This window comes from Leptospira alexanderi serovar Manhao 3 str. L 60, assembly GCF_000243815.2.
GTDB classification, from domain to species: Bacteria; Spirochaetota; Leptospiria; order Leptospirales; family Leptospiraceae; genus Leptospira; species Leptospira alexanderi.
This window is the reverse complement of the sequence record NZ_AHMT02000030.1, coordinates 67,767-80,000: the sequence shown is the minus strand read 5'-3', so window position 1 is coordinate 80,000 and position 12,234 is coordinate 67,767. Positions and strand designations below refer to the sequence as shown.

At 39.3% G+C, this 12,234-nt stretch carries 12 protein-coding genes (1 of these 12 cut by a window edge); 4 read left to right on the top strand and 8 right to left on the bottom strand.

Annotated elements, in window-relative coordinates; genetic code table 11:
* Positions 1-368, top strand: partial view of a hypothetical protein gene (locus LEP1GSC062_RS10565; protein ID WP_010577792.1) — the final stretch only. Its footprint begins 457 nt before the window's first position; only the last 368 of its 825 coding nucleotides appear in the window; its start codon lies beyond the left edge, outside the window; its stop codon occupies positions 366-368.
* Positions 365-1,657 carry an LIC11270 family surface protein gene (locus LEP1GSC062_RS10560; RefSeq protein WP_010577791.1) on the top strand — a complete coding sequence of 431 codons (1,293 nt, stop codon included), beginning with the start codon at positions 365-367 and terminating at the stop codon, positions 1,655-1,657. Before LEP1GSC062_RS10565 ends, LEP1GSC062_RS10560 begins: the two co-directional genes overlap by 4 nt.
* A 142-nt stretch (positions 1,658-1,799) precedes the next feature.
* Here LEP1GSC062_RS10560 and LEP1GSC062_RS10555 read toward each other — a convergent pair whose 3' ends face one another.
* Together LEP1GSC062_RS10555 and LEP1GSC062_RS10545 are read right to left on the bottom strand one after the other, a co-directional pair.
* Positions 1,800-2,225, bottom strand: a complete 426-nt coding sequence (locus LEP1GSC062_RS10555; protein ID WP_078124494.1) for an LA_2478/LA_2722/LA_4182 family protein — start codon at positions 2,223-2,225, stop codon at positions 1,800-1,802.
* A gap of 429 nt (positions 2,226-2,654) precedes the next feature.
* Positions 2,655-3,632, bottom strand: a complete 978-nt coding sequence (locus LEP1GSC062_RS10545) for an NAD(P)H-dependent flavin oxidoreductase (protein WP_010577789.1) — start codon at positions 3,630-3,632, stop codon at positions 2,655-2,657.
* A gap of 17 nt (positions 3,633-3,649) precedes the next feature.
* Between LEP1GSC062_RS10545 and LEP1GSC062_RS10540 the strand changes: the two genes are divergently transcribed.
* Positions 3,650-3,955, top strand: a complete 306-nt coding sequence (locus LEP1GSC062_RS10540; RefSeq protein WP_010577788.1) for a putative quinol monooxygenase — start codon at positions 3,650-3,652, stop codon at positions 3,953-3,955.
* On the opposite strand, the gene LEP1GSC062_RS10535 is transcribed toward LEP1GSC062_RS10540, so the two are convergent.
* Complete coding sequence (locus tag LEP1GSC062_RS10535; RefSeq protein WP_020984261.1) at positions 3,897-5,207, bottom strand: adenylate/guanylate cyclase domain-containing protein; 1,311 nt, start codon at positions 5,205-5,207, stop codon at positions 3,897-3,899. The two genes, LEP1GSC062_RS10540 and LEP1GSC062_RS10535, sit on opposite strands and share 59 nt — an antisense overlap.
* Before the next feature lie 110 nt (positions 5,208-5,317).
* Here LEP1GSC062_RS10535 and LEP1GSC062_RS10530 point away from each other — a divergent pair, with 110 nt between their 5' ends.
* A complete protein-coding gene (locus LEP1GSC062_RS10530; RefSeq protein WP_010577785.1) occupies positions 5,318-5,737 on the top strand; it encodes an Rrf2 family transcriptional regulator in 420 nt (139 codons plus the stop codon).
* A gap of 68 nt (positions 5,738-5,805) precedes the next feature.
* Here the strand turns inward: LEP1GSC062_RS10530 and LEP1GSC062_RS10525 are convergent, their stop codons facing one another.
* The 5 genes from LEP1GSC062_RS10525 to LEP1GSC062_RS10505 all read right to left on the bottom strand — a co-directional run bounded on the left by LEP1GSC062_RS10525 (position 5,806) and on the right by LEP1GSC062_RS10505 (position 11,823).
* Positions 5,806-6,042 (bottom strand): hypothetical protein, encoded by a 237-nt coding sequence (locus LEP1GSC062_RS10525; RefSeq protein ID WP_020984177.1) that lies wholly within the window; start codon positions 6,040-6,042, stop codon positions 5,806-5,808.
* A gap of 791 nt (positions 6,043-6,833) precedes the next feature.
* A complete protein-coding gene (locus LEP1GSC062_RS10520; RefSeq protein WP_010577783.1) occupies positions 6,834-7,202 on the bottom strand; it encodes an iron chaperone in 369 nt (122 codons plus the stop codon).
* A gap of 381 nt (positions 7,203-7,583) precedes the next feature.
* The gene (locus tag LEP1GSC062_RS10515; protein ID WP_010577782.1) at positions 7,584-8,114 is read right to left on the bottom strand and encodes a MepB family protein; all 531 of its coding nucleotides are present in this window, start codon (positions 8,112-8,114) and stop codon (positions 7,584-7,586) included.
* A gap of 215 nt (positions 8,115-8,329) precedes the next feature.
* Complete coding sequence (locus LEP1GSC062_RS10510; RefSeq protein WP_020984259.1) at positions 8,330-9,481, bottom strand: DUF445 family protein; 1,152 nt, start codon at positions 9,479-9,481, stop codon at positions 8,330-8,332.
* Positions 9,478-11,823 carry a hypothetical protein gene (locus tag LEP1GSC062_RS10505; RefSeq protein ID WP_020984196.1) on the bottom strand — a complete coding sequence of 782 codons (2,346 nt, stop codon included), beginning with the start codon at positions 11,821-11,823 and terminating at the stop codon, positions 9,478-9,480. Before LEP1GSC062_RS10505 ends, LEP1GSC062_RS10510 begins: the two co-directional genes overlap by 4 nt.
* Between the last annotated feature and the right edge of the window lie 411 nt (positions 11,824-12,234).

Genomic DNA, 12,234 nt, shown 5'->3' with positions numbered 1-12,234 from the left:
GGGGTTTAACCACGATTCCGGTCTACCTCGCCTTGGGTTATAAACTTCCGATCGATCTTCCTATTTCATTCATTCTTCGTGCCGGTGGCGGAGAGGCTTTCGTAGTCGCAAGACCTTCCAACACTTCCCGTTGGGATCCTATGATAATAATGGGTTTAGAAGCGAGTTTTGTAGCCGGAAAAAAAATCAGAATCGGGATTCGGATCGATTACAATAGGATCTACGAATCACGATTGGATGCTCCTGCAGAAACGAAATATTATTATTCCAGTCCTTACAACGACCCCAGACTGAGTAATCCGAATTATTATCGGGTTGTGGATACAGAATTTTTCCAGTTCGGTTTGATGGTGAGCGTATTTTTATGAAACGATCCTATTTCTCATTCCTTCCTATACTTTCCGTTTTTTTAATGTTCTTTTGTAAAGTCGGCGACTGGCACGGAAAAGGTTCCAAATATCCGGTAATCAGTACTCTCTTCAACCAGAGAATGCTGCTGCTCGTTAAAGGAACTTATGCCACCGATAACCCGATCGGATTCGAAGCCTATTCCGGCGGAACCGGGCAACTGTACCAAGACACAAACGGAGAAGAGGGCTCTGATCCTGCCTTCGGTTTAGCCGGAGTTCCCTTAGCCCAAAACCTACCGATCTTTATAGACATCGGAGAAATCCGCATGTCGACGAAATATCAAGAAGGCACTTTCGATCTGAGTTTGATTAAAAACGTAAAAGACACAAAGAAATTTTGGGACGAGATCGCTCCGAACCGACAGGTTTTTTGCACGATTCCATACACTACCAATTCGAATTCCTGTCGTTTAAACGACGGAGAAATCAAAGCGATTCAATTTTTCAATGGAGAAGGAGTTGCCTACCCGTCAAACGATCCAACTTCCGCTACAGACTGGGGCGCATTTGGAAACGGTCCGGTTCAATTCTATTATACAGGTTTGTATCTAAGATCTTTGGTGACCGCTTGGGCGACGGAACCCGGACTTACGTTTTCCAACCTCACTCTATTCGACAACTACAGAGTTCCCGGAATCAATATCGTTCCTAGATTGAGTTACAAACCGGGAGTTGATTCCACAACGAAAACGATGTATCCGCCTCTGGTGTTTCCAATACTCTACAAAGTGGAGAATGGAGACCAGGATATGCTCGTGTATCCCGGCTTCGATCCTTATATCCTAGAAGTAAGAATGAATCTGAAAGAAAACCTGATGATACATTCTTACGTTTCGAGCATAGGAGGCGTAAGAACCTTAGTGGGTATCAGTGATTGGAAACCCGACAGCAACCATAAAGGAGAATCCGATATGGGAGGTAACCTTCTGATTCGTTCACGCATTATTCGCCCCGAAATCGCCTCCAGCTTGACGGTGTTAGGCGGAACAGCTTCCACAACCCACTACTACGGGGTATATCGTCTTGCCGAAACGGACATCAATACAAGGCTCCCTCTGATCGCTTCTCCCGTCCAAGGCGCCTCTACAAAGATGAAGTACATTCATCCCGGAGAATATAGACTTCTTTGTATTGGGGATCTTGCCAGAGTGGACGGCTATCCGGAAACCGTGGTGAGAGAAACCGTCTTTACAGTGCCGGAAAACGCGCCTCGTTCCGAAGTTCAAGTCAACCTGAGTTGTCCATAACAAAACAATTCGTTAAGCCGTAACCTTATTCTTCCACAAATCGCCGTTAAGATCTCTTTGATATTGTCGTAACTTATACAGAATACGACATTCTATAGAGTTTTATGCTTTCAAAAAATTTTATCTCTTGAAAACAAAATTCTTACTTTGTAGAAGAAGTGGAAATCGTTTCTAAAAAAGTGTTGTACTCCACACATTCTGGAATTTGATAGGTTACGATAGAACCGCAATCCGCACGTTCCACACTTTTAATACAAAGTTCCGCCTCTAACTTCAGGCTATCGCTGAGTTTTTTCAAAACGATCGGTTCGGACTTATCGTAATCGTAATTAAAATCGCTGTAACATTGCGCATTATCAGGGTAAGTTAAAGCGGCGTCCTTTCTGAGTTTTCCTTCAAGAGAGGAAAGATAGGGTTCTTTACAACGGCTCATCTGAGAGCAATACGCTTCGGCAACTCTTTTGTACGTTTCTGCGGAAACGGACGGAGAAGGGCTTTTTTTTTCGCACTGAACCATAAGGAATCCTGTAAGAATGATTCCCAATATTCCCTTAAAAATGCCGCGCATATAGAAAGAATAAAGACTGAACCCTCAATGGCAAGTTTTTTCCGAACCTCAACATGAAATTGAAATCTAAGTTTTAGTCCCAAAAAAATCCCAATTTTCGAATTCGCCTTAAATCGAAATCTAAAAAAGTTCTACTCCGTTTCCAGGAAGAACGTTTCTTTTTATCCCATAAGAAAGAAAAAAACTCAAAAGATCGCGGACCAAATGATCGTTCCCATAGGAAATATTCGAAAAAACCGAAACGAATCCACATCGAATAATGTTCTATAGAATATTTAAAATATATAATATTGACATAAAGACCAAAAAAAGCGCGACCCCGAATAAATCACAAGAGAGACTTTTTTTCCTACGAGCATAGTTCGAAATCATAAAACATAAAATTCGATCAGGAGACAAAAAGATAATAACCGCCTTCTGATCGAAATATCAACGAGGCAATCGATTTAGAATATCTTGATATTCTTTTGCCATTCCCAAAATCAATTCCTTGGCGGGAATTAAACCTTCGATCTGAGCGACTCCGTGTCCAGCAGACCAAATATCCCTCCAACGTTTGTATTCCTGATCTAAATTTTGAGACTGTCCGCTATGCGAAAGATCGCCCGCCTTCTCCACCGATTTCTTGAGCCAGTTGGCCGGAATTCCAGAAATTTTTTCGGTATACACGATTTCTTCCGGGCCAGATTCGATGAGCATTCGCTTATAATCCTCGGAGGCCATCGCTTCCGGAGTGGCAATCAATCTCGTCCCTACATAAACAGCATCTGCGTCTAACGCAAAAGCGGCGAGCATCTGAGCCCCGCTTGAAATGGCACCCGCCGCAATCAGAGGAAGGCCGGTTTCTTTTTTGAGATAAGGGTAAAGGCTGAAAGGAGAAATATTTCCAGCGTGACCGCCGGCCCCTTGTGCAACCGCAATCAAGGCATCGGCACCCGCCTTCGCAACAATATTGGCATGTTTGAGCGTAGTCACATCGCAGAATACTTTCGAACCTATACTTTTGGCTTCGTTGACTACCGTACGCGGACTTCCTAAACTTGTGATCAAAAGTTCCACCTTTGCATCCAAGATCACTTCCAATTGTTTGGGCCAATTCGGATTGTGCGACTTATGGAGAATCAAGTTTACGCCGATCGGTTTTTTCGTTCTAGAACGGATTTCCTGAAGGCCTTCTTTCAGTTGTTCCGGAGAACGATAATTGAGAGAAGGGAAACAACCGATCCCGCCTGCTTCGGATACCGCCACGACCAAATCCGGATACGAGACTAAAAACATAGGTGCTCCGATAATTGGTAAATCGATTCCTAACATCTCCGTTATTTTAGTGTTCAATTTCATTTTGAAAACTCTTGGAATCACTGTCGTTTTGAGCAAGGAGGATTTTTCTTCCCAAAAGGAAAGCATTCGTAAATTCTGAACTTATGATCGTAATCGTATCCTCTTATAAAGTTTTAGACGAAAAGATCGAAGAGTTCAAAAAAATCAGCTACGATATGGCAAAAGAATCTCTTGATACGGAAGAAGGAATCCTTAGGCTCGACGTACTTCAAGGCGACGGAGATCCGGGAAGATTCTTATTTATGGAAGTATATAAGAACGAGACAGCGAGAAAGAAACATCTCGAAACTCCCCAATTTATCTCTTGGAGAAGGGCTGTTCCGGAATGGTTCAGTCAGGGAAGCACTTCAATTCAGTATCTTCCCGTTCATATCGATCTTCCTTGTTAATCAACTCGCCCATCAAGAAATAAGTCGATACGACTCCCTTTCCCTTGATGTCCACCTCCCCTCTTTTTTCCAATTGAAAGAGAGGAGAAGCGGCAAGATAGAATTCTTCCGTTACGTGAATCTTTCCCGGAACGCCGTGGGATTCCATACGAGAAGCAAGATTGACCGCATCTCCCCACAGATCATAAATGAATTTTTTTCTTCCGATCACTCCGGCAACGACTGGCCCGGAATGGATTCCGATTCGAATATTTAAATCCTCCCGGACCAATTCCTCATTCGTATTCACTTCTTCTAATATATCCAAGGCAAGATTCGCAATTCTTTGAATATGATTCTCGCAGGGGATCGGAATTCCCGCCGCAACCATATACGCATCCCCAATCGTTTTAATCTTTTCCACCCCTCTACGCTCCGCAAGTTCGTCGAGTCTCGAAAAAAATCGGTCCAGAAGTCCCGCTAGTTCTTTCGGCGTTTTACGGGCCGCAAGAAGGGTAAAACCAACGATGTCCGCAAATAAAATAGAACATTCGGAAAAGTATTCGGAGATTTGGGACTTTTCGTTCTTCAATCGATTTGCAATCTCGTCGGGAAAAATGTTTCGCAAAAGAAGATCCGATTTTTCCTTCTCCTTTTCCAAATCTTTTGTCTGTGTGTCGATTGTTTTTGCCTGCAAAAACAATTTGCGCGTAGTCAGCTCCAAAGTGTAACCCGCAATAACCGCGAAAAACTCGGAAAACCATATTAGAAAACTGTAAATTGCCTTGTTCTGGGAATCCAAACTTTCGTCCATAAGAAGCACATATTGATACGCGGCTAGATAGGTAGAAGTTCCGATGAACGCGAGCAAAGTTCGGATTCTCAGAACCAAAAACGCATAATACGAGATGATGATCAGAATGGTGAGTAAGATCGCATGTTGATTCCGAATGAAGGCAAAGCCGACGTAAACCGCGACTAAACCAGCAATCGTATTGACTATGATGGAAAGAGGAACCATAGTCGACCGGAATCTTTTCAAAGTAGAAAGGGAAAGTCCTAGCCCGAAAGTCACGCTTCCTTCCAGGATCCAAAGAACCCGATGATCCCGAATGAGAAGAATATCGTAAAAGAGTAAAAAGACAGCAATGTATCCGATCACCGCCGATATCGCTCCGATTCTGACGAATACTGCGACATGGTCTCTGAGAAAGGATCTAAATTCCTTTTCCAACTTAGGATCTAAAAATCGAAGAAGATAATTCTGAAACATCGCCGCATCGTTCCTATTCAAAGAATCCGAGGCAAGTATTTTTTGGAAACAAGCTTTGACTTGACACGGATTCTTATTTTCTATATTCTGTAACCAGAAGTTTTACAGATATGACAAGCCGATTTACAGTCGCTATCCATATTCTTTCCCTTCTTTCTCTCGGAGAAGGTAAAACGAAAACTTCCGAAGAACTTGCGGAAAGCGTAAATACGAATCCCGTTGTGATCCGTAAAATTTTATCTCTCCTTAAAAACCGGGGAATCGTGCGTAATCAAATGGGACCGAATGGAGGTTACGTTCTTGCAAAAACTCCTTCGGCCATTAACTTGAAGGAAATCTACGAAGCCATAGACGAAAAGATTTTCCAGATGCACTCTAAATCCCCGAATAAGAAATGTATCTGCGGCCACGCAATCCAACCGATCCTTTCCAAGGTTTATGAAAAAGCTCAGAGAGTTTTGGAAGATGAACTTGGTTCTACAAATCTGGATTTGATTGCTCGAGAAATTCTCAGCTTTTCCAAAAAATAAAGTGAAATCAAAGTCGACTTAACGAATTTTATGCTAATTAGAAGTAAAATAAAAACGAAAGACTAGTATCAAAACAAATTCTTATTTCTCAACTTATACATTCTTTTAAATCGATCCCAATATCGAATCTGCCAGTCTTGAATTTCTTTCTCGACTGGAACGGAATCGGTAAATGCGTTCTCCCATTTTCCGCTAAAAGCCGCCGTAATCAAATATCCTATTTTAAAATCTTTCTTCCCTTTTTTGAAATAACTCGGCTGAAAAAGATCGACGTTTATCGAAACCCGTATCCATCTAAATATCATTTTTATCACAACAAAACTTAAAATCACGGGTAAACGGATGAGCAAAACAAACACATTACCGAATGAAACTCATTACTACTCGGACGTATGAAAATGGTACCAAGAATTAACGGGCGTTTTTTGCAGAGATATAGAAGTCCTCACAAAATTGCACCGAATCCAGAATTGTTGACTTTTTTAAAGAAGATCTAACATTCTAACTTTTGAAACAAACTTATTACAGTATTCTTTTTATGCGTCCGAGTAGTAAAATATTCCTTAAAATTCAAAGACGACCAATCGATTCGAACGTTATTTATCGATATCCTCCCATAAATCATCAATGTCGTCTCCGTACAGCCTCAAATCATAATTTAAAGAAGTTGTCATCTTAAGTTTATCAAGATCCGCCGCTTCTGTTTCTAACAACGCATATTAAAATTTTCTTAGCTAGTTTGATGGTTCTCGCGCGTTCCGGATCGTTTGAGCTCGTAGTGATCATAGGAAAATCCCCATTTTCTTGTAATAGAGTTGTTGAAAAATTAATTCTTCGTCAGTTTCTGTTTCATAGAAATTGGCAATTGAAGCGGTGTTATCAATCTGAACTACGGAATTTTCAAGCAACTCTAATATTAGCGATTTCTACAGAATAGAATACCATGAATTTCGAAACGAATCCCCGTTTTAAAGACGGAATTCCGGATACTGTTTCATACGGTTCCGAGTAAGATTCATAAAAACAATTCGGAGCGATCCATTACAAAAAAATAGTTATCAAGGTAGCATTACTCTTTTTAAGTATTCAAATATCATTATAATCTTTTATTCTTATTTTCTTTTACCCGATACTTAACTATTTTTGCAATCAATTTAAGAGGCAAAGGTCGATCGACCGGAAACTGTACGGCGCCTTTCGAGGTTTTGTATTTCGTTAATTCGGATTGAAACGCTCGAATCCCGCTCGAAGTCGGATAAAATCCGATATGTTTTTTATACGCGGCAAAATAGACTAAATTGCCATGAAACACAAACGCTGGTATTTGATAGCTGATTTTCTCTTCAGCTTTAGGCGCCGATTTTCTAATAACGGATCGCAATCCTTCTAAAATTTTCTGTATATTTTCGGGAAAACGACTGATGTAATCGTCTACATCCTTAAAATTTATTTTTTTTGAATCCATATCCGTAGAGATTGAATCGGATCGTTTGAAAATTCAAAGCGCAATTTTAAGTTATTTTTATACGAAATAGTTTTTCAAAACAAGAAAAATTAAATTCTATCCGATGGAATTTTCATTTTATTACAACATGCAGTTTTTGAATGAATTTGTTCTAGATTCCCCTGAAAAAAGGGCTCGATTTTCCTCTCGAAACTCAAACTGACTAAGACACTCCAAAATTGAGTGTCTACCTACTTCATTTCTTTCTAATATTTTTCAGTGAAAATAAAATTAGAAACTTATAACATAGAGAAAAATCGCAATTACGCAAAGACCTACTTGCATATCATCAAATAAAACAATTTTAGAATCTACCTTCATACAATTCAGTTTTATGGAATTCTAATTTCTAATATTTAGAAGGTTTCTCACACGAACAATATCCACTGGTTTCGCTTTAGAGTTTTCAAAGAAATAATCCAATTGCCATTTCTGAGTCCGTTGTGCCTGTTTATTAGTTGGAAAATCCCATAAAGGATAAATTCTAAAACCTCTCTTACCTTCTTTTTTATCAGAGATTATACCTCTATCGCATAAAACTTGCTTTGGAAAAATAAACTGACCGGAAAGATTTTTATCTTTCGCCCCAATAATAACGTAATCCGTTAAATTATGAATATCAAAAGGTTGAATATGTCCTTTACCATTTCGTTTCCATAGTGTGACAAACTGACCAATTTTAGTAGGAGTTATTTTCGCCAGTCGGAAAGTAATCTTTAAATTTCCAATATCAAAGGTGCAAGCCCCATATTCCGAACTTTCATTTTCCATTTGAAGATTTACGATTCGTATATTACATAAATCGAAAACATAATCTTTAATATCCTGTAAAATCCCGGGCAATGCAGCAATATTTCGAATCTTCTTTTTCATTTATTGATTATAGTATTTGCATACAATAGAGTTGTTGAAAAATTAATTCTCTATCCGTTTCTGCCCTATTGAAATGGACGTTTGAAGCAGTTTTACTAATCTGAATCATGGAATTTTTCAACAACTCTAATGTATTTCAAACTGCACTTCATATATATGAGCATTCCCTACTACGTTCAAAGTTTTCTAAAAACTTTCCCATAACACTTAGAATTTCAATTCCAAAAAAAGAATTTTACGAGCCCGGTGACACTTCCTAAAAAAAATCCCAAAATACTTCCATTAATCCGAATCGTTTCTAAGACATTCCGGGTTTTCCATTCCAAATTCTTTCTCAGATCCTTAGGATCCAAACTCTGCAGTCTGTTGGTGATCTGTTTTCCGATATAACCGGAAACTCCCTCATCTATACGTTTTTCTACAAACTCAAAAATGGAACGGAGAGGAGCGTATTCGTGTAAGGTTTTAATCTCTCCGATTTCTTGAAGATGTTTTTGGACGAGAGTTCCCAAAAGTCGACTAGCCTGATCCTTTAAAAATCCCATCAAGGATCTTACCGCCTTCTCTCTCTGATCCAGATTCAATTCGTTCCAAGATGAAATATATGTTTCCGCGGAAGCGGCCATAAGATTGACCAATTTTTCAATGGTTTTTTCGTCTTTGGATTCGATTATCAATCCTTGTTTGACGTGATTTCCATATTCTTTCAACTTTTTCGGGAAATCGACGACTAAATTTAAAACGACCTGGGCCACCAAATGCATTTTACCTAATATTTCTTTAAGAAGGGATTTGAATTCCTCGGTATCGGCGACTTTGATCATGGATTCTCCGATCAGAAGTTTAATCGTGTCTATGATCTCCTTTTGTCGGTTTAATTCCTTCAATATTTCGACATCGGTCCCGGAAAACTGATAATGAACTACGTATTGAACGATTTCCTCTTCCACTTTAGAAAAAAGTCGGTTTAATACCTCGTTCGTTTTTTCTTCGTCTCCGAAAGTCTCCAGTAAAACCTCATGAACCTCGTCCCGAGTTGAAGGATCTTCCAAAACCATTTTTATTCTGGAACGAATTACTTCGTGATGCAAAAGATCGTCTGCCACCCAGTTTCCGATTTCGGAGGATAGTTTGGAGCTGTCTTCTTCGATCGCTTTGTAGGTCTTCCATACGGCGAACCAATCACAGAGTCCTCCGATTAAACCTCCTTCCAAAGCAGAAAGAACAACTTTTACGATCGAAGTTTCCGAATCTCCAAAAAACAAAACGAAAAGTATGGCGATCGAAAATCCGATTAGAAGCGAATTGGAAAAAAACTTCCTTTTTCTGAAAGGAGCTTTTCGTGAATCGGACAGGAAGGATATCAATTGGATATTTTCCTGTACGTTAAAAACGTGGCCCCAAAAAACGAAAGCGGAAGCAGAAATTGAATGAGAGTAATCAAATACGTGCGAATATCATAAAATACGAATTTATTTTGTTTCTCCATAGAACAGAAGTAAAATTGACCTTCCAAAGTCCGATATACTTTTTCCCCGGATACAAGTTTCCAAATAGGAAAAAAACCGGAGCGGATAAGTATAGGAAAACAAACATCCGATTCGGTTTCTTTCGAAAGCTCCCATTTGATTTCGGAGTCGTTCCAAACAAGAGGATCGATTTCAGACGACAAAAGAACCGACGCATTTTTCTCTCTCCTTGTGTCGGGTTTCTTTTCGTTTTTCTTGTCCATATCCTCTTCGACTCTTTTTTGAAAGTAAGAACGAAGTTGAGAGACCTCATAAGCTCCTGAAAAGAAAATCTCATTCGATTCAAACTCCTCCTTGGACAGAGGAACCAAAGAAACGTTCCATTGAAACTTAAAATCCAGAATCGGCTCTGGCAGATTTTCCAATCCAAATTCCGATTTTTTTTGAAGAGAATCTCCTTCCATAAGGAGCGCAATCGGTTTCCGAGAAAGCAATTCCATAAAAGGCCGAGAAGAATTCAATTTCCATAAAGTCCATTTTCCTTTTTTATAGATCATCGAGAACCATTGTGGCGACACAGCCACGATTCGATTCAACGCATCCGATCTAAGTAGAACATACGAAACGCCTCTTTCGGAAAGGAGATTTAAAAATAATTCAGAAAGTTTTTCTTCTGTCCGAATCGAATGTAGGTTTTCTCTTTTTTCTTCATTGTGTAGAGAAGACTTAAATCCTTGTCTAGGAAACAATCGAATGATTTCTTCCGCGGAAGAAAAGAACGAATGTTCGAAACGATTCTGCAAAGTGATATTTCGTCTAACTGCTTGGCGGATCAACACGGAAACCCAACGAGAATCCCGCGAACCGTATTCTTCGATCATTTCTTCCGACGCAATCAAGGCCCCGTAGGCAGTTTTTTCAAAGACCCGAATCCATTCTTCTTTTTGCCTCCACACGGGGGAAGGATTTATGGAAAGACTTTCGATTCCAGTGGATGGTCCGGGAATCGTGATGATAAATCTATATAACCCCAGGATGAATAAAATCAAACCGGTCCAAAGTTTCCATTTTCCAGGCGGGAGATTCTTCAAAAAAAATCTCGCGGTCACAAGGGCGGAAAAAGTCAAGAAAACGAGGGATACGTTGAGAGCCGTATACCACTTAACGTGCAACCACGGAAAAATCAAAGACAACGAAGAATCCGTCGCCATCCAATAAAAAAAAAGGGTTCCGAAAATCAGAAATCTGGAAATCGGAGGCAATAATTTTCTGATAAAGAGCAATCGAATTCCGATCACAAATAAAATCGGAAACAATAGATGAATCCAGTACTGATCAATCAAAATCCGTTTGATTATATCCACAAACTTTTCCGGACTTGTATTGGAAAATTCTTCCCCAAAAAGAGATAAAAGTCCGTTGATTGGAAAAGAAATCGGCGGGTTTTGTTGAAACGAAACATACGCAAAATAATTCCATAATATGGGGGAAGCGCACAGTAACGGAAACAAAAGGATCAGCAAAATCTCAAAGATCGTAAACTCGTCTTTGTAAAAGAGAAAGTAAAGTCCCAACGTAATCACATAGAACAAGGACATTTCGTAGTGTGCGTAAAATACGAGAGACCCCGTAATCAGATTCTTAAAAAAAGAAGAAACCTTTCCCGTATAACGAAACTTTTCCAGATAATAAATCGAAAGCAATGCAAACGCAAACCCAACGACAAAGGAAATCGAATTTTGAAAAACACCCACAATTCCCGCACCAACGATACGATCTCCGGGATATAAGAAGTAGAACATAAGTCCGGTCATCGTAATGAGAGCATTTCCCGGCCTAAGACTAGTTTCCGTGAGAAATAAAAATCCCAATTTCAAAAACGCGTATGAAAACAAAAACAGTATGAGTAGAATCCCTAAATTGAAAGAAACACCAAAAGGAAAAAAAAATAAAATGAACGTATGAAGAAATGAAACGAGGAAAAAGAAAAAAGGAGCTTGAAAGTAAAACGTGGGACTTCCTCCCTGCAAAGAACGATCGTACCCCGAAGAGAGAAAATTCTTAAATAGAACCCGATAGTCCTGTGCAATGAGATATTGGTTCTGTAAGGAGACGGAATCAGGAACCTGATCTGAAAATAAAAATCGAAACTGTATGGATAAGAATAAAAAGACTAAAAAAAATACGAATGGTTTTCTTGCCGCGTGAGGAATTTTCCATTTCCCCTGTATGATTTGCATGGGATGATTCTTACGAAACCCGATTTCCTGACAAGCAAAACGAATATTCAAAATTTCCTTTCGATTCCGTTCCAAGGAAAACGCTTCGTAATTTGTAGTATGATTCTTCCTCCCTACTCTCCTTAAACACACTTTTCAAAGCCAGTTTTGGAATTGCATCCGCCTGGGAGTAGACAATAAAAGACGATCCATCCTCTAAATTTTGCTCAGCCGATTTTATAAGCCGGAAAAATAATTCAAAGCTCGCCTTATAATCAGTAACAATCCGAAGTTTTTTCGATAAGTCTTTGGAAAATTCTTTGTAGGTAAAATTCGAAATCATTTCTAAACGAAATCCGATCGAATCAAGATTTCTGTTTTCAATGTATAAAAGAAGGTCTTTTTACGCCATATATTATATTTTTATAATAT